At 40.8% G+C, this 25,425-nt stretch carries 21 protein-coding genes; 13 read left to right on the top strand and 8 right to left on the bottom strand.

Going from position 1 to position 25,425, the window contains the following annotated elements; all coding sequences use genetic code 11:
- Positions 1-82: 82 nt before the first annotated feature.
- The 4 genes from CXF81_RS08515 to CXF81_RS08500 all read left to right on the top strand — a co-directional run bounded on the left by CXF81_RS08515 (position 83) and on the right by CXF81_RS08500 (position 7,371).
- Entirely contained in the window at positions 83-3,097 is a 3,015-nt protein-coding gene (locus CXF81_RS08515) for a TonB-dependent receptor domain-containing protein (protein ID WP_101180942.1), read from the top strand.
- Positions 3,098-3,212: 115 nt separating this feature from the next.
- The gene (locus CXF81_RS08510; RefSeq protein ID WP_232771853.1) at positions 3,213-4,310 is read left to right on the top strand and encodes a metallophosphoesterase; all 1,098 of its coding nucleotides are present in this window, start codon (positions 3,213-3,215) and stop codon (positions 4,308-4,310) included.
- Positions 4,311-4,658: 348 nt separating this feature from the next.
- The gene (locus CXF81_RS08505) at positions 4,659-5,576 is read left to right on the top strand and encodes an alpha/beta fold hydrolase (protein WP_101180940.1); all 918 of its coding nucleotides are present in this window, start codon (positions 4,659-4,661) and stop codon (positions 5,574-5,576) included.
- A gap of 385 nt (positions 5,577-5,961) precedes the next feature.
- Entirely contained in the window at positions 5,962-7,371 is a 1,410-nt protein-coding gene (locus CXF81_RS08500; RefSeq protein ID WP_101180939.1) for a DUF2130 domain-containing protein, read from the top strand.
- 134 nt (positions 7,372-7,505) lie between these two features.
- On the opposite strand, the gene CXF81_RS08495 is transcribed toward CXF81_RS08500, so the two are convergent.
- The gene (locus CXF81_RS08495) at positions 7,506-7,709 is read right to left on the bottom strand and encodes a hypothetical protein (protein WP_101180938.1); all 204 of its coding nucleotides are present in this window, start codon (positions 7,707-7,709) and stop codon (positions 7,506-7,508) included.
- A 194-nt stretch (positions 7,710-7,903) separates the two neighbouring features.
- The gene (locus tag CXF81_RS08490; protein WP_101180937.1) at positions 7,904-8,653 is read right to left on the bottom strand and encodes a PRC-barrel domain-containing protein; all 750 of its coding nucleotides are present in this window, start codon (positions 8,651-8,653) and stop codon (positions 7,904-7,906) included.
- Between the two features lie 403 nt (positions 8,654-9,056).
- On the opposite strand from CXF81_RS08490, the gene CXF81_RS08485 reads away from it, so the two are divergent.
- Together CXF81_RS08485 and CXF81_RS19855 are read left to right on the top strand one after the other, a co-directional pair.
- Positions 9,057-10,004, top strand: a complete 948-nt coding sequence (locus CXF81_RS08485; protein ID WP_101180936.1) for a patatin family protein — start codon at positions 9,057-9,059, stop codon at positions 10,002-10,004.
- Between the two features lie 668 nt (positions 10,005-10,672).
- Positions 10,673-10,813: a hypothetical protein gene (locus CXF81_RS19855; RefSeq protein WP_157825530.1), complete on the top strand. Its 141-nt coding sequence runs from the start codon at positions 10,673-10,675 to the stop codon at positions 10,811-10,813.
- A gap of 16 nt (positions 10,814-10,829) precedes the next feature.
- Here CXF81_RS19855 and CXF81_RS08475 read toward each other — a convergent pair whose 3' ends face one another.
- The 5 genes from CXF81_RS08475 to CXF81_RS08455 all read right to left on the bottom strand — a co-directional run bounded on the left by CXF81_RS08475 (position 10,830) and on the right by CXF81_RS08455 (position 17,513).
- On the bottom strand, positions 10,830-12,131 hold the full coding sequence (locus tag CXF81_RS08475) for an MFS transporter (protein ID WP_101180934.1): 1,302 nt from the start codon (positions 12,129-12,131) through the stop codon (positions 10,830-10,832).
- 127 nt (positions 12,132-12,258) lie between these two features.
- The gene (locus CXF81_RS08470) at positions 12,259-13,671 is read right to left on the bottom strand and encodes a nicotinate-nucleotide adenylyltransferase (RefSeq protein WP_101180933.1); all 1,413 of its coding nucleotides are present in this window, start codon (positions 13,669-13,671) and stop codon (positions 12,259-12,261) included.
- Positions 13,672-13,839: 168 nt separating this feature from the next.
- The gene (locus CXF81_RS08465; RefSeq protein WP_101180932.1) at positions 13,840-14,769 is read right to left on the bottom strand and encodes a hypothetical protein; all 930 of its coding nucleotides are present in this window, start codon (positions 14,767-14,769) and stop codon (positions 13,840-13,842) included.
- 66 nt (positions 14,770-14,835) lie between these two features.
- Positions 14,836-15,780 carry a hypothetical protein gene (locus tag CXF81_RS08460; protein ID WP_101180931.1) on the bottom strand — a complete coding sequence of 315 codons (945 nt, stop codon included), beginning with the start codon at positions 15,778-15,780 and terminating at the stop codon, positions 14,836-14,838.
- A 380-nt stretch (positions 15,781-16,160) separates the two neighbouring features.
- The gene (locus CXF81_RS08455) at positions 16,161-17,513 is read right to left on the bottom strand and encodes a S8 family serine peptidase (protein ID WP_101180930.1); all 1,353 of its coding nucleotides are present in this window, start codon (positions 17,511-17,513) and stop codon (positions 16,161-16,163) included.
- A 129-nt stretch (positions 17,514-17,642) separates the two neighbouring features.
- Here CXF81_RS08455 and CXF81_RS08450 point away from each other — a divergent pair, with 129 nt between their 5' ends.
- The 3 genes from CXF81_RS08450 to CXF81_RS08440 are packed head-to-tail and all read left to right on the top strand — an operon-like array spanning position 17,643 to position 19,400.
- Positions 17,643-18,149, top strand: a complete 507-nt coding sequence (locus tag CXF81_RS08450; protein WP_101180929.1) for an RNA polymerase sigma factor — start codon at positions 17,643-17,645, stop codon at positions 18,147-18,149.
- Positions 18,146-18,862 carry a hypothetical protein gene (locus tag CXF81_RS08445; protein WP_101180928.1) on the top strand — a complete coding sequence of 239 codons (717 nt, stop codon included), beginning with the start codon at positions 18,146-18,148 and terminating at the stop codon, positions 18,860-18,862. The genes CXF81_RS08450 and CXF81_RS08445 overlap by 4 nt, the downstream gene beginning before the upstream one ends.
- 16 nt (positions 18,863-18,878) lie before the next feature.
- A complete protein-coding gene (locus tag CXF81_RS08440; protein WP_101180927.1) occupies positions 18,879-19,400 on the top strand; it encodes a hypothetical protein in 522 nt (173 codons plus the stop codon).
- 227 nt (positions 19,401-19,627) lie between these two features.
- Here the strand turns inward: CXF81_RS08440 and CXF81_RS08435 are convergent, their stop codons facing one another.
- The gene (locus CXF81_RS08435; protein WP_101180926.1) at positions 19,628-20,422 is read right to left on the bottom strand and encodes a hypothetical protein; all 795 of its coding nucleotides are present in this window, start codon (positions 20,420-20,422) and stop codon (positions 19,628-19,630) included.
- 594 nt (positions 20,423-21,016) lie between these two features.
- On the opposite strand from CXF81_RS08435, the gene CXF81_RS08430 reads away from it, so the two are divergent.
- From CXF81_RS08430 to CXF81_RS08420, 4 genes are all read left to right on the top strand, one after another.
- On the top strand, positions 21,017-23,368 hold the full coding sequence (locus CXF81_RS08430) for a PAS domain-containing hybrid sensor histidine kinase/response regulator (RefSeq protein ID WP_101180925.1): 2,352 nt from the start codon (positions 21,017-21,019) through the stop codon (positions 23,366-23,368).
- A 208-nt stretch (positions 23,369-23,576) separates the two neighbouring features.
- Positions 23,577-23,867 carry a hypothetical protein gene (locus tag CXF81_RS08425; RefSeq protein ID WP_232771860.1) on the top strand — a complete coding sequence of 97 codons (291 nt, stop codon included), beginning with the start codon at positions 23,577-23,579 and terminating at the stop codon, positions 23,865-23,867.
- Positions 23,801-23,956, top strand: coding sequence for a hypothetical protein (locus CXF81_RS20290; protein WP_232771859.1), 156 nt, complete (start codon positions 23,801-23,803; stop codon positions 23,954-23,956). The genes CXF81_RS08425 and CXF81_RS20290 overlap by 67 nt, the downstream gene beginning before the upstream one ends.
- 257 nt (positions 23,957-24,213) lie before the next feature.
- Positions 24,214-25,377, top strand: a complete 1,164-nt coding sequence (locus CXF81_RS08420) for an iron-containing alcohol dehydrogenase (protein ID WP_101180924.1) — start codon at positions 24,214-24,216, stop codon at positions 25,375-25,377.
- Positions 25,378-25,425: the final 48 nt, after the last annotated feature.

Raw genomic sequence — 25,425 nt, 5'->3', positions numbered from 1 at the left:
ACTACGTCCCACAGCAATGGCAAATAAAATAATAATAAAAAACCAACACATTCTAAAAACTAAAATAGAGAGAGGGGAAAGCATGAAAAAGAAACTTATTTGCATTGCGATAAATAGCGCGTTTGTCGGAGGCGCATTGGCGCTAAGTCCTGGCGCTTTTGCACAAGAACAAACAACGCCTAACGTTACACCAACGGCTGATAAAGTTGAAAAAATACAAGTCACAGGCTCTCGTCTTCGCAGAGACAGCTTTAATATGGCAACGCCATTGGTCACAATAGACAAAGAAAGTATTCAAGATACGGGACTGGGTTCTTTAGCGGAAATTTTGGTAGAAGAAATACCGTCAATATCAGAAGGCAGCAGCAATACTAACAGTCAGTCTAGTGTTTCTACCACTGGGCTTTCTACAATTAATCTACGAGACCTCGGTACTGACCGAACCCTGACACTCATTGATGGACGCAGAGTTGTCTCTAATAGTTATAGCGGTAACTTTGTTAGCTTAAGCACGATACCGAGCGGTATGGTTGACCGAGTAGAAATTATAAGCGGTGGTGCTTCAGCCATTTATGGGTCAGATGCCATTGCTGGAGTCGTCAATATCATTACTCAAAGCAGCAAAGAGGGCTTTGAGTTTAGAACACGAGCAGGACAGACGCCAGAGGGCGGTGGTAAAGAATTCACGGTGGATGCTAACTATGGCACGTCGTTTGACAATGATAGAGCTTACGTATTTTTCAGTGCCACTTGGGACAGACAATTTGGACTTGATTTTGTTGACCGAGATCGCGCACAAATAGAGTCTAGCTACGATTACAACACCAGCCTCTTATGTAATGAGAATAATACAGAGTCTGGCGACCAGTGTATGCGTGACATTACTCAAGCCGATTGGCGTGAGCGCAGCGACGGCACAGCTGGTGGGGTATTCGAAGAAGGTAATAGCGCGGCGAATGGCGGCTACTTTTTTAATGAAGCGGGTTTGCAAACGGGTTGGGTAGAAGAGCGAGATGGACTTAACTCAGAAATATATGACAAACTTAAAGTCCCAATTGACCGCTTAGCGGCTGCGTTCAAATTCAATTATGATTTAACCGACGACGTCTCAAGTACCTTCCAAATTCAATACGCATCTAATCAGTCGATTAATGTAAAGTCACCAGAAGATGATGCAGAGAATTCCGATGTATTGATCCTCGACCCCATAACGGGGGCACCTGGTGAAGTAAGGCCCGGTTCAATATCACCTGATAACCCATTTGTACCAGCAGAAATTGCCGCCAATGCTGGCAGCAGTGTGAGCTGGGACCGGCGTTTCTTTGAAGTAGGTAACATAATAACCGACAATGACCGTGAAACTATTAGGTCTTGGTTAGGCTTCCAAGGCACCGTTTTTGAAGATGATTGGGACTGGGATGTGTCAGTTGGGTATGGCAAATTCAAACAAAGACAATCACGCTTAAACGAACTAGACGTTGTTAAAACTTCGCAGGCATTAGATGCAGAATTTGCGGCCGATGGGGTGACGATTCAATGCGCTGACGCCGATGCCCGCAGCGCCGGTTGTGTTCCGCTTAATATCTTCGGTGTAGGATCAATAACACCTGATGCCGCCGATTGGATCCGAGCCAACCCAAGAATTAGTACCGATATCAGTCAAATTAATTTCTTAGGTTATATCGCTGGTGACCTATTTGATATGCCAGCAGGTCCAGTCGCAACCGTATTTGGGGTTGAATATCGCAAAGATACGCAGAAGCTGCGTACTAACGACGAGCAAAGATTTGGTGGCGTGACCTTTAACGTCGTTCCTTCCTTTGATGCTGACCTTGAAGTCATGGAAGTATTTGCTGAGGCGGCTGTTCCTTTATTAGTTGATCAGCCCTTTGCTAAGAGCTTAACAGCTGAAACTTCATTGCGACTGGCTGAATATAGTTTTGAAGGTATCGACACCGTTGCCAGCTACAAACTTGGATTAGCGTGGCAACCTGCAGATGGCTACTTGATCAGAGCCAACTATGCTCGCGCGCAAAGAGCTCCGAGTATCACTGAAGCGTTGTCACCAGCGCGTGGTGACTTTGATAGCTTTGATGATATTTGTGCTGAGGTTACGGCAACTTCAACTGAAGAGGGTCACGCTAGCTGCAGACTCGACCCCGGCATAGCAGCAACAATTGCGAGATTAGGCGTATTTGAAGATGAAAATAATGGCTATTCACCGAATGCCGGTAACGAATCGTTAACCGAAGAAACCGCAGACACTTATACGTTTGGTATCACGATGTCCCCTACATTTATAGAAAACTTCAATATTGCGATTGATTATTATGATATTACGGTAAAGGATGCAATTGGTACCATTGCTAACCAAGATATATTGCGTAATTGTTATGAATCGTCGGTTGCTTTTGGCAGCGGTAATTCTTTTTGTAATGACATTCGTCGTGATGATGATGGACAGCTGATTGAAATATTGCAACGAGAGTTTAACTTAGATGAAATAGCGACTCGTGGATACGACATTGCGATTTCATATAGATACGACCTCGAACAATACGGCAGCCTAAGATTTAAGGCCGATATGAACCACGTAATCGAGCATTCACGGAGCTTTGTCGGTAATGACGGGCTTGAAATAGTTAACAACAAAGGGCAACTCAGTACAGGTATTTTTGATAATAGAGCTTCTGCCTCGGTATCGTGGCGTAAAGATAACTGGCGCGTGAGATGGAGCACTCGCTTCAAAAGCTCAACAGTTGATGATTTAGACAGAGTTGAAGACTATCAAGAACGCTTTGCACAGAACCAGTTGCTTATTGATGCAGGCGATCCAGATGCTATTTTAAATCCAGAAATACCACTGTATTTATTTTATGGATCTTATACAACACATAACTTGTCGGCGTCATACAATTTGGAACTGGATGGCAGTGAACTACGTTTGTTCGGTGGTGCGAACAATGTGTTTGATAATCAAGGTCCATTTGTGCCAAATACAGGCGATAATGTTGAGAGCGGAAGAGGTAACTTTGAAAGTGAATACGGCGGTGGTTTAGGGCGCTTTGTTTATCTTGGTTTTGAGTTAAGTTTTTAAATATATAATGAAACTGACATTCAAAAATTGAGTAACTCTTATGTTAGGCCTTTTCGAAAAAGGGCCTAATATTCTATTCAAGTTTAGTTATATTGCGTTCCTCTGGAGTAAGCAATTGAGTCGATTTATCTATTTTATCTGGTTAATTAATGCAGTAACTATTCAAAGTGCCTCTAGTCAGTCTATTTCTGACCCTCAAGAACAAGGGAAGATTTCTGATGGTCCTTATATTTTTGTCAATAATGATACATTAGATATTGATTGGGTTTGTCAAAATAACGCACAATCAAAATCTATAAACGTAGCATCACTTCCGTTTTATTTTTCTGAATGTGGTTTAAAAGCAAAAATAACCACACTCGATTTGCCGCCCCAAGCAATCCATTATAGTGGGGACTTCACTGTTGCGGCTTTAAGTGATTTACATGGCCAATATGACCTGATGCTCACCTTATTAAAAAATAATAAGATCATTGATGTTAATAATAATTGGCGTTTTACTAATAATCATTTAGTGATTGCGGGCGATCTATTTGGCCGCGGCGATAAGGTGACAGAAATAGCTTGGTTTTTATATCATCTTGAGAAAGAAGCCATTTCGGCGGGTGGAAAATTACATCTTTTGTTAGGCAATCATGAAGTGATGGTGCTAAATAACCAATTGAAATACTTGCATAAAAAATATATTGCATCCGCAAAAGTACTTGAGCGACCATTTCATGAGTTATTTGGTCAAAACAGTGTCCTGGGCAAATGGCTGCGCAGTAAAAATGTGTTGGTTAAAATAAATGATAGTTTGTTTGTACATGGCGGGTTTCACCCTGAACTTGTGAATGAAAAGATCAGCCTGCTGATGATCAATAATATCTTTAAAGAGCATCTAATTGAGACTGAACTAGAGGCACCAAGACTTGGCATGGCGAAATTTTTGCACACAATCAATGGTCCAATTTGGTATCGAGGCTATTTTAATGAAATCAAAGCAACTTCATCTGAAATAGACCGCTTACTCGCTCACTTTGATGTGGCAAGAATTGTTGTTGGACATACGTCGCAAGAACTGGTGATATCGCGCTATCAAGGCAAAGTTATCGGCATCGATACAAGTATAAAACGCGGCCACAATGGTGAAATATTGTTTGTAGACGGCGATAGAAAGTGGCGAGGGAGTTTACAAGGAGATGTTCTGCCTTTGCTAATTAATGGCGGCTAACTATTTTGCGTCGCCATTAATAGTGTTATGGATATCTAAAGTGGTTTCTTAATTTTTATTACTACTTCTCACATCAGGCCTTAGTAAAATTTATTCCTCAATCAAATCCCACTGCTATCGATTACAATGGCATAGTGAAAATCCAGTGCCTGTTGTATACATCAGAGTTGTGTTTTATTGTTCTTGCACATCAGCAGCAGTTAATTGATAAGCGCATGTCTGATGTCATTATTATAAATTTACCGAGTATGAATTATTTGGTTTAGATGCTTAATTTGATGCCTGACCTGGGTAGGGTCACTTGCTACATGCGTTAAAGCGCTAATGAACTAGAGGAGTCTATAAAAAATGCCGGATAACATAAAGCACCAAGTTGCACAGCAAGTCAGCGCTAATGGCTTGCAAATCACCTATGATAGTTTTGGTGTCCCCAGCGATCCGGTCATTATCTTAATTATGGGACTGGGCACCCAGATGATCCACTGGAGCGATCAGTTCTGTCAATTATTAGCCACTAATAAGTTGAGGGTCATTCGTTTTGACAATCGTGATATTGGTAAAAGCACTTGGCTGACTCACTACCCTGTGCCAAGCACGTGGGATTTTATTTGCAACAGTTTGTTTAGCAAAAAAGTGAACGCGCCTTACCTACTTGATGATATGGCTGATGATACCTTAGCTTTGATGGATTCGCTAAATATACATAAAGCCCATATTGTAGGTGCCTCAATGGGCAGTATGATAGCCCAATGTATGGCTTTGAAATCGCCTAACAGAGTAAGTAGTCTCACCTCTATTATGTCTACTACTGGCAATCGTTCTTTGCCAAAAGCAAAGATAAGAGTCATGGCAAAGTTACTTAAACCGCTAGCCAAAGAGATTGAGCCGCTCGTGGAGCAGAGTTTGGGTGTGTGGCGTATGTTGCATGGCGAATATTTCCCTTTTGACCGAGAAAGTGTTGAAAAAGTGATACGTTATTCAGTGCAAAGGGGGGCTAATCCTGCTGGTGTTACCCGCCAGTTAAGCGCAATAATTGATTCACCGGATCGCACTCTGGGTTTACAGAAATTACAAATACCCAGTTTAATTATTCACGGTGATATTGATCCCCTAGTGCCTGTGGAGTGCGGCATTGCCACTGCAGCAGCAATTCCTGGTGCCACTTTAAAAATCCTCGAAGGAATGGGGCATACCTTGCCGCTTCAACTATATCCACAAATTGTTGAGGACATAGTCGAGTTAAGCAATTACGCGGAGAATGCCTAAGCGATGATTTATAAATAAAATTAGCGTTAGGACAAGCAGGTGTTGTGGACGCAACGATATATGGCTATACGCTTAGGGCTATCGCCTATTATTGGTAGATCCGATTTACCTGACACTAGTTGCGTTACCAATAGTTTCCTGCATAAAACTCGCTTGACTCCAGTCCATTTTAACTTTTGAATAATATTGAGTTTAAGAGGACTTTAAACATCTTCCATTTTCGGTTCTAATAGCGCTTAACGCTTTACTTGATTAATGTAGGTTGACTTATCCGTGATACGAACAAGTTAAGGCTGCTTGAGACACCTTCTACAAATTACTCAAAGCCAGCGCGGCGTCCCAATATAAGCAACGCGAATCTCCATCAAAAAGGAATTAATAAGACATGCATGAAATCATCTGCCCACACTGTAATAAAGCATTCAAGATCGACGAAACTGGGTATGCCGACATTTTAAAGCAGGTCCGCGACAGCGAGTTTGAGCAACAGATACACGAACGACTAGAATTGGCTGAAAAGGATAAGTTTAATGCCGTAGAACTGGCCAAGAGTCAAGGTGGCAGCGAAATGCATAGAGCCGTGGCGGCTAAGGATATTGAGATCCAAGCGTTAAAAGCCAAATTAGATACAGGTGAAGTCACTCAGAAGCTTGCCGTAACCGAGGCGTTGGGGGATGTCAAAAAAGAGCGAGATAGTCTGGCTAATGAGCTGGAGCAAATTAAGCGCGATAGGCTAACAGCTTCCGAACTTGCCGATGCTAAGCTTGCCAAGGAACTACAGGAAACCGCAGCAATAAAAGACAGAGAAATTCAGGCATTACAAGCCAAGCTTGGCGCCACTGAACTTGAGCAGAAGGTGGCGATAATCGCCGCTGTCAGCGCAGTTGAGAAGGAGCGCGACGAATTGAAGAACGGTCTTAAGCAAGCCGGGCTTGAAAAGCAACTTGCCGAGACCTCGCTTAAAGATAGATACGAGACACAAATCAAAGATCGCGATGATGCAATTGAGCGGCTTCGGGATATGAAGGCCCGCCTATCAACTAAGATGGTTGGCGAAACCCTCGAGCAGCATTGTGAAACAGAATTTAATCGTATTCGTGCAACTGCGTTTCCGCGGGCGTATTTTGAAAAAGATAATGACGCTCGAACAGGCAGTAAAGGCGACTATATTTTTCGTGACTTGGACGAAAATGACACTGAGATTGTTTCAATTATGTTTGAAATGAAAAACGAAAATGATACTACCGCCACTAAAAAAAAGAACGAGGACTTCTTGAGAGAGTTGGACAAGGACCGCGTAGAAAAGGGCTGCGAGTATGCAGTGCTAGTGTCTCTGTTAGAGCCTGACAGCGAACTTTACAATACTGGGATCGTGGATATGTTTTATCGTTACCCGAAGATGTATATTGTGCGGCCGCAGTTTTTTCTTCCGATCATTACGTTATTGCGCAATGCATCGATGAAATCACTCGAATATAAGAGGGAACTTGCACTTGTTAAAGCACAGAGCGTTGACATAACAAACTTTGAAGATGATCTCGATTCATTTAAAACCGCTTTCGCAAGGAACTATGATCTCGCCTCAAAGAAATTTAAAACAGCGATCGATGAGATTGATAAGTCTATCGATCATTTGCAGAAAACCAAGGACGCCCTGCTCAGCACCGATAGGAACCTTCGTCTGGCAAATGATAAGTCACAGGATGTAACAATCAAGAAACTAACTAGGCGCAATCCGACTATGGCAGGCAAGTTTGATCAATTAAATGATAAAGGTAATTCGGATGCCGAATGATGCAACAGATACACTGCATTTCTTTGTATTTTGGGCTTGAGCAAATTTCCTTTAATAGCGACATTTGCGGTTGGCTGGATCGGCGTTTGTCCGGCAAACCTGAAGTCGTTATTGCAGCGAAATGTTAGCGCTTCTTATCCCTTTACTGGAATATCTTCAAGTAATTTTATGATCGCATGATTATTACTTAGTTTGGCTAAGTCAACGAGATAGCTTTTTTCAAGGTCCTGCATCTCCTGGTCGCCTGAGAGTTCCTTTACCGACTGCACTTCATCATTGACTATGGCGGTTTTTAAGGCCGCAAAATTTGCGATACCGTGTCCGTTCTTGTCATTCATTGTAGCTCCTATTAGTTACATTTCACTAATCGTTGGTTACTAACGTTATACTCGTTACTAAGATTAACAAAATGACCGCGTATGTTGCAATCCAAGTGTATGGTTAATGTAAGCATATGCCGAAATTTAACCGAAACTAAATAAGTCGATATAGCGCTTTGCAGCACAGGCAAGCAAACCCGACTGATTGTCGTTTATGGGTCCACCTGCAATTTGTTTTTAACCAACGTTAAATAATCAAGGTCATTCAATTTGTCATGATAATATTCTGGACAGGCTTCTATTTGCGATATGCTAACGTTGCAAGTAATTGTTTTATACTCCCAATCTACGCTCTTCACTTGTTCAGTCGATATGAGTACCTTTTTTCCGCCAGGTAACCAATCATGAGTATCTATTACAAGATAACGCAGTGACCAGCTATCGGTATCCCAAATAAAGTCTTTAACATAACCTTTGTTGTCACCCATTGCATTGACGCTATAGTGTGAGACTTCGTTTGACGACTGAAGATGGTTAGTTCGCTCGATATCCTTGTCGCTTGCGCTATCAAAAGACAACATATTTCGAGTAGACAAGGCTGTCGGGTAAGCATATTCTCCCCACGTGTCTGTGTCCATCCAATAATAGCCATACCCAAAATAATCGAAATAGAATTTTTCAAACTCTCTCGAAACCGTTTCATGCTCTTCCACTTTAGGACAATCCTCAATCATTTCTTTTGTTAAAGATACATTGAGTAAACGCTCATGCGCACTAAAATTTAGCAATGCAATAGGGCTTATTAACACTTTTTCACTAAGGGGAAGCCATGGGTGCGTGTCAATCACTAAATACCTAATTGTCCAAAACCTATCGTCAAAATAAACATCTTTTATTTCGCCTAAATCACCATCCATACCGTTGACGATACTACCATTTAATTCTTTTAAGCTAACTAACATAAGTTTCTCCTCGCTTGTGAATTGGCTCTCTGCCACCTTTTTGGTCATCTATGTCATTATTAAATAATAGACCTTGCCGTTTCATTATGCCACTTCAGTTAGGCGCTTTTGCTTATTAAGTGTACAGTTAAATCGACGGTATAATTCCATGTCCAGCTATTATAGCCGCTTAATTTTACACTTTAGCGACTTTTTTTATGTTAATTTGATATTTATTATTGATTAAATTCAACGATTTAATTGCTTTTATTTAGATGTGATACCATTTTATGTAGATAGATAGATAGATAGATAGATAGAACTCCAGCTATTTTTAGAGACTAGCCGTTAAAGCTCTTATTTGTCTTAATCGCAAGGGAGTTCTCAATATTATCTTCACGAACAACAAAGCGTAGCGTTATTAATGCGGGGGCGAATTGATTTGAGCGTAAAAGTAGCACTGATTGCTGAAGGTGGTGGTCAACGAGGAATATTCACTGCCGGTGTGTTAGATGCCTGGTTGGAGCATGATTTTGATCCTTTCGATTTATTTATCGGCACCTCATCTGGATCGCAAAATCTGACGAGTTTTTTATCTCGTCAAAAAGGCTATGCCAAACGATTAATCCGAGGTTTATCGCGTCAAAAGCGTTTTTATAAGCTTGGCCGTGGATTAATGGGAGGCAATGTTGTCGATTTAGACTGGTACTTTGATAAAACCATTCAAGGCAGTTTTGCCTTAGACTTTGCGGCGGCTAAAAAATCATTGGGAGAACGAGAATTATTGATCACCGCAACTAATTCACGCGATAGAAAAGGGTACTTTTTACGCCCAAACGGCAATAGTAATCACTGGCGTAAATTGCTTAAAGCCTCCAGTGCATTGCCCTTTTTATATAAAGAAGGGGTCAAACTCACGCCTGAATTAACTGCCCGCTCACTTAATAAGGCAAAAGGTAATAAGCTAAAAGGTAATAAAGCAAAAGCGCCTCCAGCTGATTACTATCTGGACGGTGGATTAGCGGCGCCGCTACCCGTGCGCGAAGCCTATCGCCGCGGTGCTCGAAAAATAGTAATTATACGCACGGTTAACGCTGACTTTCATGCTCAGTCGGTTTGGCTAAAAAAATTAAAGTCATTGATTTACTCGTCTGGGCATTGCCCAAAAACCATTGATTACTTGCTTCAGCATGAGCAAGCTTATCGCCAAGAGCTCGCGTTTATCGCTAACCCTCCTGATGATGTCGAGCTCATTCAAATTTTTGCTAAAGACCATCTTCGAAGTAAACGCTTAGGCAGTTCGGATATGGATTTACAGCATGATTATGGTGCCGGCATCGATGCGGGTAATGCCTTTTTGCGGACGTCATAAATATTTTACGCAGCACATCCTTAGTATTCTTTCGCATATTAGCCACTTTTATGCTGCTTTTGGCAAGTTATACCTCTCCTGTTATTCTGAACTATATGAGAGAAAGCATGACCAATCAAAGCATATTGGTTAATCCTCAATCGATTATTAAGCATGGCCTGACTCGCTAAAAATGGTTGCAAGCGTTGCGCTGATGCTATCTGATTTGGATTCAGTATCATTGATTGAAAAAATAGCAAATAAAAAGAATAATTAATGATGCCGATAACACGTTACTGTCGTATATTTAAGCAACTTACGAAATACCTGCAAATAACAGGTTTACAACGGATTATCCACGGCCAGTCTTAGGTCGTGTAAAAGGAATTAATGTGGACAGGGTAAGGTACGTCAAAAATATTACACAATTATTACCCAAATTTGAGGACAGCACAGCTAATATTGTACTAATAAAGCGAGCTAAAAAGCGGCGTTTCCAATTAACAAACCTATTTATAATATTGGTCTGTGTTTGTTTTTCTTTGTATATAACCTTCTTGGATTATCAGTTTACGCTGGTTGCTCATCTGTTTCTGGTTGTTATCCTGTTATGTGTTTATACAAACTACGTTGCCTTAAAGGACGTTTTTTTCTTGAGGGAGCAGCTAACAAAGAACATGAAACTAATCATGACAGCGTCAGAAATTATTGAGAGTAAAGTTGAAGCGGACGACAATCTGTTGGCGACTATTTCCAATCATTTGGAACTGGATGGAAGCGAGCTCATAAACAAGGCGTTTGAAATCGGCGTTCGAGTGAAAGAACGATGAGAGTTAATTAAACGGATTAATTGGCTTTACTGACCTTATTATCTTCGCTACGTCGGTCTTCTGGTGCATCTAGCACCTCTTCAGATTCAGGATGCATAGGGAGCACATTTGGCGACGTACGCACCATCGCAACATATCGACTCTCATGGTCTTCTGGTCGTTCAACGATGCGTGATCGGACCAATTGCATTATTAAAATCAAACTGAAAATAGCCAAAACGCTTAGATAGTATGCTGGCAACGCGCTAGCACCCATATATTTCAGTGCAAAACCAGCAATCGCCGGCCCAACAAAAGATCCTAAACCATAAATCATTAACAAACTGCTTGACCCAGCCACCAGATGATCTTTGTGAATTCTATCCACTAGGTGTACCACCGAAATAGGATAAACAGCCAGAACCAAACCACAAAAAACGGCTGAGAGTGCGGTTATTAATCCGTGTTCACCAGGGTAATATTTTGCGCAAATAGCCATCGACAATGCCACTATTGTTCCTAAGATAAACGTGAACAGAATGACTCGTCGGCGGTCCATCTTATCTGACCAACGACCTACCGGATATTGGATCAAAGCACCGCCAAGAATAGAAAGGGAGATAAAGGCAGCTAGTTCTTCGTTAGTGTAACCTAGTTCGCTTACAAACAACGGAGTTAGCCCCCAAAAGGGTCCCATAATTAAACCTGATACCAAGCAGCCCGTTACCGCTACTGGGGCAGCATCAAAAACTTTTAAAATACTCATAGATGGCATGTCAACTACCACATGCGGTTGCTGTAAACGTGTCCAAGATATTGGCATAACCGCGGCGGTGATAAGAAAACTAGCAATGATAAAAAGTGTATAGCTGGTGGCATTGTCGATTAGCAACAGCTGTTGCGAAGCGGCAATAGCTATCAAATTGACAAAAGTATAAATAGAAAATACACGGCTACGGTAAGCGTCTTGGGTTTGACCGTTTAGCCAGCTTTCGACCACGGTATAAACCACAAATATACCAAAGCCGGTAAAGAATCGAATAAACAGCCATGCCACTGGCGAGATAAATATTACGTAAGCTAAAACGCTACATCCAAGTAAAGCCGTACAGAACGTAAAGCAGCGAATATGCCCCATCCGCTTGATCATGGCAGAAGCCATCAACGTTGCTACGAAGGCGCCAAAAAAATAGACAGACGTCAGAATACCTAAAAATTGCCCAGAGAAACCCTCAGAAACACCGCGCAAAACTAACAATGTGCTAAGTAAACTGTTGCCCATTAACAGCAAGAAAATGCCTAAAAATAAGGCTAAGATAGACACCAGGATTGAACGCATGACGGTTCCGAAAATGCAGAGGAGGCAGGACAGGGTGAGTATAACCTAAAGGCTATGAAATCAACAACCGTTGAATGAACAACCGTCGAATCAACCAGTCACGGGTATTATGCAAAAAGAATTTTGCCTACTCTCTAAAGCCAAAGAATTTGTTATTTACAATTTCATCTACAGCATCTTTGGGAAGCGCCTTCTCCCAATTACCTCGGCCTTTTGGAATTTGCTTTAATATGGATCTAGAGAAGATTTTAAACAATTCTTTATCACTGCAGTCGATGCCTGAAATAAAGTCATTTTCCAGTAAGTGGCGATATAAAAAGCGTAAGTGCTCAGGCACTTTTACATCAGTGAACTTGCTAATTTCGCCTTCAGAATTAAGCTCTGGATAAACAAACAGACGTGTATGGTCGGGAAAGAGTTTGCCAAAACCTTCTAAGATACCGCCTTCAACACCACGATAAAAATCCTCATCGAAAATTTGCTTAACGTTTATCATGCCAACTACTATGCCGATGTTAAGATTAGTGTATTGGCGAAAGTATGCGCGCAGAGAAAAATAGCGAGTGTAATCTGAAATCATCACATGATAACCCAACGAATGTAGCACTTGCACTCGCTGAATAATATCCTGCTCAGAGAAGTTGGCATCATTACCTTTTACATCGTTAAGTGAAATTTCAGCAATCGCAATGGTGTTTTCTGGTGTTACATCTTCAAGTTCATAGAAGGACCGTTTACCTTGTTCGATCATATCTATATTTAGCTTTGTCACTGGGCGGAATGAACCGCGTATCGTTAACACATTCTTTTTGTAAAGTAATTCTGCTGGCACCGCTACTGAACCATCTGGTTTCAGCATAATGGCGCGCGTTTTCCAACTTCTAATCAAGTGTATGTTTTTCATTCGATTATCTAAGTCCTCAAAATATGGACCTTGAAAATCAATTGAATCAATTTCAATACGCTTGGTTTTCATATTGTCGGTTAACGAATCAATCATTGTTCTAGGATTCTCAAAATAGTAGAAGGCAGCATAAATTAAGTTAACACCGAGCACGCCTAATGCTTGTTGCTGTGCTTCGGCGTTATCATCACGCATTCTAACATGCATGGTTATTTCAGACGCTTCTGCGCCAGGATACATTTGTACTCTTATTCCGCACCAAGCGTGACACTCATTATCGCTTTTAAAGCTTTTAGCAGCGACCGTAGCTGCGTAAGCAAAATAACGTGAGGACTTGGAACGAATATCACCGACTCGTTCAACCACTAGTTTGAACTCTTGGTCCATCATGGCTTGAACTCTTGACTTACTAACGTAACGTCGATCTTCTTGAACGCCGTAAATAGCGTCAGAAAACTTCATATCATAGGCTGACATGGTTTTAGCAATTGTGCCCGCAGCTGCGCCCGCTAGAAAAAACTGTCTGGCTACTTCCTGTCCAGCGCCAATCTCAACGATGGTACCGTACTTTTTTTCGTCTAAATTAATGCGTAATGCTTTTTGGCTAGTGCTTCGTGCGCTGACTTGTTTATCCATGATGTTCCCAAAGTAATTAAGCATTAGTGTGGTGTTCTGCGTGCAGATTATTTAGGGTTATGGCGATACTGTCAACTTAATGAAACAAGCGATGCGATCATATACCTTGATGGGCGCAAAAACAGCGAGGCATATCGACTGACCGCAAGGTGCCATTTGTTTAACATACTACCACTGATAACTGACACCTACGCTAGCCACGTTTTGTGTGTAAGTTAGTTTATCCAGGTCAGAGCTATAGTCTCCGCGTTCTAACTCTGTCTTTAGCGCTAAGTTATCTAATATATTGAGTGACCAACTTGCTGTAATTACGTGTCTGTTATCATCTCGTTGTGTTTTTTCTTCAGACTCTGCTCCCACATTTTGTAGGCTAATGTAGTCTTTCATTTGATAGCGCCAATCTAAGCCAATCTGAGAACCCAATCCGAATAGTGTGAATTTGTGAGAAACCTTAGAAGCAATTCCCGCTCCTTTAAAACTAAACGCTTGATTAATTGCATTTTCTTTCTCGATGTTAACGCCAAGCATAAGCATCGTATTGGCGTTATTGATAAAATGAAATATGTCAGTAGACACAGCCAACGCCTCTGCATCTCTATCGGTTAACTCGGCAAACGATTTATTCTTAATTTTGAAGCTTGTACGTATATAAGTGTGTGGTTTAACAAATGAGCCATAATAAACAGTAGCTTGCTGAAATTCTAAGAACGTTTTTGTAGCCAAACTTGCTGTTGCTGCATCAAGTCTAAGTCCAATTTCGCCGTTACTTAATTGGTAGCTTGTATCCACATTGGCTTGATGTAGAGCCAAGTCATATTGGCTGAATGTATTATAATTTTGTTGTTGATATGAATAACCTGTAACTACCTTTATTTTTTCATTGGGTAACCATTTTGCGTTCAGTTGTATGCCAATTTCGTTTCCGCTATCGCTATCGCTTGACACATTATCAATCTCATCAACACTCAATGCTGAATTGTTAATTAATCCGGCGCTAACCTCACCACTAACGTTAAAGTCACTGTTTGAATCTGCTAGTACGGTAGCACTGGCAGATACTGCTAACAAACCAATAATCTTACATATAATTAATTTCATTGTAGAATCCTTACGAGAATGAGATGAACGCCGACCCCAGGCCGGCGTTAATAGGTAAGTCAATAATTAAAGACCTAGACTTAAGTCATTACTGATGTTGTTGACTACCTCTGCTGTGGTGGCTGCTGCGATCTCGTTAGTAATCTGTTCAGAAACCAAGGTACTGATTTGACTATTCACTGATTCAGAAACTGAGTTCTGAGTATTACTCGTGATGGAGTCAAGCACGTTAGCCTGAATAGTTTGGTCGATAACAGTTGATGCGTCAGTGGCAGCGGTTAAACCGCTATCTGCGTCTTCAGCGCTTGCTTCAGTGCTGGGACCTTCTGCTGTTGCCACAGTGTCAGGATCTTCTGCTGTTGCTACAGTTTCAGGATCTTCCTGAATTAATGCGTTATCAGCATTACCGATAGACTCAGAAGACTGCTCATTATTAGTGCTTAGCAGTGAAGCTGAATCTAATGTTGTGTTGCTTGCTAATGCCGAGGTACTTGTTAACTGGCCTTCGAAGCTATCAGACCCTGCCGTTAGTAAGTTGTTGCCAACGTCAGAAAGGTTGTCGAGGATTTTGACCGTTGCCGTTTGCACGGTTTCAATTTGTACGACATTGCTTATATCTAGGTTATTTGCACTTGATTGCGCTTCCTCTGAGTCATCCGAGTCATCCGAGTCATCCGAGTCATCCGAATCAACCGAATTATCCGATTCAACAGAGGTATCTGACTCAACTGAGTTATCTGATTTAACTGAGTTATCTGACTCAACTGAGTCATCTTCATCTGATACATTATCAGCCTGAGCTTTCACCTTAGTAGAAGACGTTGCTGAAGCGTCAGTATTCATCTGCGTTGCAGTTTGCCCTGAGTTTGTGCTGGCCGATTGTGTTGCATTTGTTTGCTTGGAAGCACTGATTGATTGGCTTGCGCCCGTGTCGGCCGCGAACGCGCTCATTGATATTTGTGTAAGGCCTGCAATTACCATCACTTGTACTATTTTATTGAACTTAGTCATTTTAGGTTTCCTCGTGTTTGTGTTGAATGACACTTGGATAACGGATCAAAAATTGATTTATTCCCTATTTTTTGAAAAAGCTTAATGCATCAAATTTTATATTTAAAAATGGGCTGGGAAGAGAGAGATTAAATAGGAAATGGGAAAACTAGAAGACATTGCAGAACTGGCTTGTCCTAAACGGCTTGTTTTGGTCAGTCCGCATTTTACTAAAATTATATTTTAATTGTTTTGTTGTGAAAAAAGGTTTTTGAAAAAGATAACACGTCGTATTTGTTTTAAATATCTACGTTTTTTCAAAGCTTAACGTTAAACGTAATACGAAGTGTAGTATTACTGAAAAAGATCGAGTTTCGTAAAATGGTAAACACAACTAACAGTTACCAAGGCTGAATAGCCCCGAAACCATATATAGGGTCTTTACCAACAGGCCCCAGATCAATTGCTTTTTCAGCAAGTGCGCTTAGCACCTCGCTTCTGTTCGCTATTGCTGCGTTTTTTATGCGAGCCACCGTGCACGCTAGCGCAGCTGATACGATTGGTGCCGCCATGGAAGTCCCCGACTCTCGGCCGGTACGTCGTTGAGATTGTGCTGTTAATACATTGACTCCCAATGCAGAGTAATCAATGTAACTGCCCTGATTTGACCATCGATAAGGTTGCTGATGTTGATCAATCGCGCTCACCGCTATAACGTCTTCGTACCCAGCGGGAAACACAGGGTCCGCTGCAGGACCTTCATTTCCTGCCGCCGCTACGATATAAGCCCCTTGTTTGTGCGCAGCATTAATAACCGCTTTTAGTATCGCGTTGTCGGGCCCTGCAAGGCTCATATTAATTACCTTGACATCCTCTTCTATCAACCAATTTATGGCTTCAATCATGGCGTTTAAAGTGGCGCCTTGAGCATAATCAGACTGACGATAAAAAACTTCAGCAGAATACAAGTGGGCGCCTTTAAGTAAAGGTGCTTGATTATTGATCTTCCCTAGAAGCACACCAGCCACTGCTGTGCCGTGTAATGTAGGCGATTGTATACTACCAGAGAGAAATGATTTAGCGGTGATTTTAGCGTCATTAAATACAGGGTGAGTTTGCTCCACGGCACTATCTACCATGCCAATGCGTAGAGCGTCTGCGCAAAATGGGGTAGCCAATGGCCTTTGATTTGACTGCACATTCGCCTGCGTTATGCGTCGTGCAGATTGAGCTTGATATATGTGATTTCTATCCAGTGTGGCAGTATCAGATTCGGATAAATAAACAGCTAGAGCTTGTTTTGAATCTACATTATCAGGAACCGTAAAACGCAATAAGGTCAGTTTTAAACCGGCGTATGGACGGTCTGATTCGATCCTGGCACCTAATGAGGTTAATTTGCTTTTGGTATTTTCATCGGCCAATATTATCCATTGGTTTTTTACCGCACGCCAATTATCTTCAACTCTTACTTCTGTCCAAGCCGGATCCAACATATTAACACCAATCGCCAAAGTGTCAGGAAGTGAATTTAACGGGGAAGTGACAAGTGAATCGATTGGCGCCAATAAGCGGTTGCTAAATGATCGCTCAGGTAATTCATTAACCAAAGGTTGGCGCAGTTTATTTACAACAGAGTCAATTTTATTAATTGGCGGCACGCTGAGCGTATATTGTTCAACAATTTGAGCACTTGCTAATTGACTTACCACCGCGGTTACTATCAGCAATATGATGGTTCTGATTGAGCGCATATAATCCTCTACATTATGCTGCTTAGTTTTGGAGTAAACGTTTCAGCTAAAAATAAATTTCATTTTTTTTGGAATAAAATTAACCTTGGCACGTTACCCTGATAATAAGTGAGAAAAAAGAGAAAAAAAATGAATGAATCTTGTGTAAATGTATCGTATGAAAATATCATACCAATGTTACGTCGTTTTGCCTACTCACTAACGGGCAGCCCCGCTGACGCCGACGACTTGGTGCAGGCGACATTCGAGAAAATCTTAAACAAGGGGGTTCCAGAGAATGTTGAAGCCGTGAAATGGGCATTCAAAGTCTGTCGAAACGTTTGGATTGATGAATATCGTTCGCAAAAAGTCAGACAAAGGGCAACCCAAGTGCCAGAATTACAAGAGAAAGTAGTTGATCCTCAGTCAACTCCGCATGAAGCAAAAGAGCATATTGCCAAGGTCAATGCTGCGATGGGCACTTTGCCTGACGACCAGCGGTCGATTTTATCATTGGTGGCTTTAAAGGGCATGTCGTATAAAGAGGTAGCGGTTATCTCCGGCATCCCAGTAGGGACAGTGATGTCGCGATTATCTAGGGCACGCACTAGTCTGCTAGAGATGCTAGAAAATCAATCAGCAGGACAAAAATCATGAAAATAACCGACGAAAAATTGAGTGCGTTTTTAGACGCAGAATTAGCGCCAAATGATATGGAGATAATTCGTGAAGTACTCGAGGTGGATGATGATTTAGTAATGCGCCTCGCGGAACTTAGCCAAGTAGATCAATGGGTAGTGGAAAATGCTGAACAAATAGACGCAACGCCAGTGCCTGAAAACGTTGTAGAGCTAGCACAACAAATTGATAGAGGGCAAAAGCAAAGTAATGTAGTGCAGTTGTTTAATTGGAAATTAGTAAAAACCAAAATAAATACGTCAATGTCGATAGCCGCCAGTGTGGTATTAGCGATAATCGTTGGTGTATCCACCATTAATTATCAGGCAGCGCCAACGATTTCTAATCAGATAGCCAAAGTATTAGATTCGTCTACTAGCGGTCAAACAAGCCTAATTGCCGAAAATACAAGTGTTAAGGCTCAGCTTAGTTTTGCTAATAAAGAGGGGGATCTTTGTCGTCAGTATCTTTTGCTTGAAGAGCAGGCTAATTCAACCAACATTGCTTGTAAGGAAAACAACCGTTGGCGTCTGCGTGCTTCTATTCAAGAAAACGAAATTAATACTCAGCGCTATCAGACTGCCAGTAAGGAGCAATCGTTAGAAAGAGTGATAGACGGCATGATTACAGGAGCTCCATTAAATACAGAGCAAGAACAAATCGCCATTTCAAAGCAATGGCAATCAAAATAACCAAACGAGGTGAAATATGAAAACAATCATGATTTTTTTATCTATAACGATCTTGCTAGCAGGCTGCACATCAAAACCAGATTATCGCGCAGCGACTGACGGATCCGTAGGCCATAGCGAGCAAAAAATATCAGAAGACCGATACAGAGTACAATTTAAAATATATTCTAACAGCGTCGCCGACGCGACCGATTTTGCTTTATTAAGGTCTGCGCAATTAACCCAACAAGAAGGCTTTGACTGGTTTCTAGTAACCAGTAAAGAAACCTTTATAGAATCAACAAAAATGCATCCTGCGGCTAGTGTTGGCTTATCGCAAAATCGTCAAACTGTAAGGCAGTGCGGTTTGCTCACATGCGATACTTATCAGCGACCGTCGAGCCAAATGGACGCGTCTATTTCGTTAAGCTCACAGAACGATCGCAAAGAGGTGCATACGGTTTTAGATATTAGAATGGGTAAAGGTATGAAGCCCAACGACGACAGCTATCACGCACAAGATGTGATTGACAACTTAGGAAATAAGGCCATTGAATAAGTAAAAAACAAGCTCTTTAGTTTGATCAAACGACCGAGATAAACAACTCGGTCGTTTAATATCAGAAAAAAATGTTGCTGACATTACGATAAAAAGCACACACTTTATAAAAACTTAAAAACTTAAAAACTTAAAAACTTAAAAACTTAAAAACTTAAAAACTTAAAAACTTAAAAACTTAAAAACTTAAAAACTTAAAAACTTAAAAACTTAAAAACTTAAAAACCTCACAATTTAGGGCGAAAATTTTTCAACTGACTCGGTAAATATGGATTAGTTAATCGAAACGCTGTACGCGTCCGCAAAGCTAATCGGTTGATTAAATCTGGATGGTGCTCTTCGAATAACGATTCATGTTTTCCATTCGCTATGGCTGTTGTTAAACCGCTTTTAATTATACTGACAAGGTCCTGTCTATGAGGGTGAATGTAAAAAACCAGAGGTAGTGAATAGTAGATTAAAATAGTTGGTTCTAGTAAAAGTCCTTTCTTTTCACCGTTAAACTGCTCAAAAATTGATTCTATCTCATTAGCCCCCAAGGCAATATAGTCAAACTCTCGGTCTAATAAACGCATAAAAAGATCGTCTAAGCTGCCTTTTTCCGACACAGTAAAACCGTTATGCCTGAACAAATCAGCATCAGCCCAAGTGGCAGGAATGCCAATAGTCATTTGCTGTAACTGGTGGATATTATTAATGTTTGCAAAATACTCAGCCTGTTTTTGCGGTATTACCAGTAAGCGATGTCCTAAAACACCTCGGCAAACAGGTATCTCAATAATAGTTGTGGGCTTACCTGAAAATTTTTGATTACCAGCCACACTGACTAATAAATCGCAACCGTTAGAGAAAACATTGCCTTCATCCTCGGCGACTGGATAATCACATTCATCAACTATAATGTCAGCATCGGTTATGCCTGCTTCTTGCAAGCATAAAGTCAGTAATTGCTTCTCATAATTGCGCCTAGTTGCCGATTTATTGCCATTCCAAAAATGTATTTTTTTTTCTTTAATTATCATTTTTTAGAGCTTCTAAAGAAAACCATTTCGTGATCCATAAAGGTCGATCCCTATTTTTTGCATGCCCGTCAGTTTTATTTTTGCATACAACGCATTACATATCACTCTACCTGTTCTTGAAACCTTGTCGATATCAAAAATAATAGAGGAATTAAGTTAAATAAAGCGTTATTGAATTGATTTATGTCTGTCCCTATTGTCGAGCGCAGCATCATAGTTATATTGAGATTATTTTTATTACTGCCTGAGCTTCGCAACTTCGTCCAGAATCACCTTAGCCAAATGTGTCTTACCCAAAAGCACTAATAAAACCCAGTGATATTTGGTCGCTGGATAACTCACAAATACGTAAATGACGACACTTATACAAATGAGTGGGTATACACAAATGAGCCTAAACTATCTATTAAATACCATGTTAAGAGCACAAATCGATATCTTTTATTTCTCAAAGGGTTGATATTACTTGAATAGATAAATTAGACTAAAGTCTAGTTCCTTAGAACAGTCAGATCTGTTCGCTTCATTTGAAATTTATTAATGGTTTAAGGTTCGCAAAACTTTTCACATTTACGTAAAAAATAAGAGAGCAGAATGTTAGCAACTTCAACGTTTTTTGAAAATATTGACTATATATTTTTCAGATGTAATCGCAAACATATAATAGACTACGCTAATCCTTTTGCATCAAAGGTAACGGCTTCTCGTCAAAATGTCTTTCTTGGCAGCAGTTTTGTCTCCTTGTTCCATGCAGATGATAAAGAACATATTGCTGAAATATTGACAAAAAAGCAATCGAATAATCAACACTATACTCACCGATTATCCAAAGCAGATGGCAGTTACCTTTGGTTTAAGTGGCAGTTTAATCGAGACGAAAATTCGGGCGAATCCTATATAATAGGCGAAGATACTTCTGAACTTAAACGAATTAATTCAGCCTTTACTGCACTAGAAACCGTGACCGATACGGGTTATTGGGAAATTGATTTAGATACAAGCCAGTTGTATTGGTCTGATTATGTTCATCGTATTCACGAAACAGATCCGCTTACTTTCAAACCTAAACTCGAAGAAGGTATTAAGTTTTATCATCCAGACGCAATTCCAACATTAACTCGCGCATTACAAAATTTAGAAAAAACGGGTGAGTCCTACTCAACTGATTTAAATTTTATTACCAATAAAGGCAAAAATTTAATCGTTAATGCCACTGGTTTTTCAGAAGTCATTAATGGGCGCGTCGTTAGAAACTTTGGAACATTCAAAGATCTCACCATGCAAAAAGAGGATGAAATATTGCGACAAGGGCTTGAGCAACGCATCATTCTTGCGCTCAAAGCCGCAAAAATTGGGGTCTGGGACTACGACATAGACAATGACCATTTAATATGGGATGACCGATTATTTGAAATTTATGGATGTAGTCGAGATTCATTCAAAGGTTGTTTTAAAGATTGGAGCAACTCGGTTTTCCCTGATGATCTTGACGCAGCTAAAAAAGCATTTGCAAAGGCATTAAAAAGCCATTCTTACTTTAACCATGAATTTAGAGTGATCACTGATACGGGTGAGATTCGAAGCGTGCTGGGCATGGCAGCCTGTATCTATGATGTCAATAACAACCCAATTAAAGTCACTGGTGTTAATATTGATCTGACGGAATCGAACCGTATAAAAAATGAGTTAAAAGCAATTAGTGAACGAGCTCAACATAGCGCCCAATTGGCTGAAAAAATGGCTGAAAAAGCAAAAGCAGCCGACTTACAAAAGAGCGCATTTTTGGCAAATATAAGTCATGAAATTAGAACCCCAATTTCCGGTGTGATTGGGCTAACTGACATGTTATTAGACGATGCTGAGGTTAATCAAATAAGTCAAGATAAGCGTCAATATTACCTAGGATTAATTAATAGCAGCTCACATCATTTACTTAGTATTATAACAGATATACTCGACTTTTCTAAAATTGAAGCAGGTAAAATTAGTATCACTAATCAACCATTTGATCTGCTAACGTTAGTTGAAGAATTAATTAATGATTTTAAACATAGAGCAGCAGAAAAAAGCCTTAAACTTGATTATTTGTCAGCGGGAATGGAAAAAGGACTATTTGTTGGCGACCCCCATCGGTTAAAACAAATACTATACAATTTATTAGGGAATGCGATTAAGTTCACCCCAACCGGTTCAATAAGCGTTCGTGTTCGACTTAACAAAAAAACACCAGAGCAAGCCAACTTTGTTTGCTCAGTAATTGATACAGGTATTGGCATAGAGCAAGATAAACTGCTTGTTTTATTTGACCCCTTTGAACAAGTAGATTCAAGCGCTAAACGCAGAGCACAAGGCACAGGATTAGGGCTACCTATTTCTCGAAAATTAGTTGAGTTGATGGGGGGGAGTGTCAATGTAGATAGCGAATTTGGGTTAGGTTCCAATTTTACTATTAGTATCCCTTTCGGTATATGCGACGGATTAAGTCTGAATGATGCAACAGTCAAAAATGAGGATGCCGACAACATATCCGGCCACTTATTTCAAAATTGCCATGCTTTAGTCGCCGAAGACAATGATATAAATCAGCTTGTGATCCAGAACTTACTTGCCCAATTAAACATCACCTGTACCTTAGCAAATGATGGTGAAGAAGCGCTAGCGCAATTAAATAGTGAAGCGGCTGGCTTCTACAATTTTATTTTAATGGATTGTCAAATGCCAAAACTCGATGGCTTTGAAACCACACGTCTTATTCGTCAAGATGACAAATATCAACAAGTAAAAAATATTCCGATCATTGCATTAACAGCCAACGCCATGGTGAGCGACAAGGAAAAATGTTTTGAAGCTGGCATGAATGGATATTTATCTAAACCGGTCACCAAATCCATACTCAGCAATAAAATTATAGAGCTATTACAAGATTCAAAATACACTAATGAGTAAATTGGGATACAAGCTGATTTGGCCTCTGTAAAGCGATGCAGCAAGGACGGTTAAATGCTGTGTAAGGCCCTTATAAAGGACTCATATAAGTTGTTACAGAGAATGCCTTATTAGTTGTTAAATACAAGCGAATAGATATGTATAATAGTTGCTCCCGTTACAATATTTATAATTAGGTCGACAATAAGTTAACTAAATGAGAATAATAATGTCAGCGCGCATCCCCAGAGATAGTGATAACGATCATACCCATAATACGGCTAAAGTCCGTCGCGATTTTGTTAAAGATAAATGTGATACGTCATTAGAGCATGTCGGTAGTTACTCATTCGATCCTGTTGTAACAGCGGGTAATATTGAAAACTTTATTGGAGTCGCGCAGGTGCGACAGTCAGGGTTGTTGATGATGCGATGCAAAGAGCCCCTGTTTTTATTTTTGAAAGCGCTCGCCAAGCTAGAGATTTCGGTTTGTGGGTTGAGGCCAACTTTGAGCAAATAAAATCGGTCTCTGAAACAACCACAAAAACAGGAAAACTAAGAGACATTGAACAATATGCTGCATACACGTGGAAAGCGCGTCATCGCTGAAGCTATATTACCAAGCGCATTATTAAGCGGAGACTGGGTAGCGAGTTATGAAAACTTAGGGCGCAATCGATAGGGGTATTAGAATGCGCACCTAGGGTCTTCGGCTATGCTTGAGCAAGACATTGATGAATAAATTTGAGCTAATACTTTCATCTTAACGAGATATTATTAATAGTAGTTTTACATCTTTGATGTTATCAATAATGTCATTCACAATTATACTCAGATTATGATGACCAAGTTTAATAAGGGCGCTTATGTCGACACAAATTGTACTCCCACGAATTCTTCAAATTGGCGCAGATGCAGCAAGCAAAGTAGTGGAGGTTATTAACAGTTTGGGTTGTTATCGTCCGATTATTTTAACCGATAAAACCATGGTTGAACTCGGTTATGTTCAGGCCCTATTAGCGCAGTTTAACGATTCTGAACAATTGCCAGATGTATTTGACAATACAATACCTGAGCCAACAGTCGCCTCAATTATACTAGCGCTGGAAAAAGTCAAAAGCGAACCTTACGATTGCATCATTGCCTTAGGTGGCGGAAGTCCTATTGATAGTGCAAAAGCAGTGGCGGTGCTAGCGACGCTGGGTGGTGAAATGAAGGACTATAAGTTTCCTCATATACAAACTCAGCCCGGTTTACCTGTCATCGCGATCCCTACTACTGCAGGAACAGGCTCTGAAGTCACCAAGTTTACTATTATTACAGACCAAGAGACGGATGAAAAAATGCTGTGTGCCGGTCCTGGCTTCATGCCCGCAGCAGCACTTATCGATTACACGCTGACCTTGAGCTTACCACCACGCACCACAGCCGATACTGGCATTGACGCACTAACTCATGCAATTGAAGCTTATGTAAGTAAAAAAGCAAATCTGTACAGCGACAGTCAAGCGTTAGCGGCAATGAAGTTGCTTGCGCCGAATTTGCGAGAAGCTTATCGCAACGGAAAAAACAAAGTCTCTCGGGAAGCAATGATGTTAGGCGCTACGTTGGCAGGTTTGGCGTTTTCTAATGCATCAGTTGCCTTGGTGCATGGAATGAGCCGCCCGATTGGGGCGTTTTTTCATGTCCCTCATGGTTTGTCCAATGCGATGTTGTTGCCAAGTGTGACTGCATTTTCGATAGCGGGTGCATGCCCGCGTTACGCTATGTGCGCGCGAACGATGGGTATCGCTACAAACGTGGATTCTGATGAGCATGCTTGTGGACTCCTTATTAAAGAGCTACAACAACTTAATGATGACCTTAATGTGCCAACACCAAAAGATTTTGGTATTGAAAAGGAGTCCTTTTTTGAGGTTTGTGAAACCATGGCCAAACAAGCATTAGCCTCGGGCTCACCGGGAAATAATCCTATTGTGCCTAGCATTGAGGAAATGGTAGCGATTTATCATGGGCTTTGGAGCGTGTAAACACCCAAATGAAAGCGCAGACTTAGGAAGTCAAGCTTCGTTAATTAA

The organism is Glaciecola sp. 33A, assembly GCF_002836745.1.
In the GTDB taxonomy this organism is placed as follows: domain Bacteria; phylum Pseudomonadota; class Gammaproteobacteria; order Enterobacterales; family Alteromonadaceae; genus Glaciecola.
Note: the sequence above shows the minus strand (reverse complement) of the source record. Positions and strands in the feature narration are given on the sequence as shown.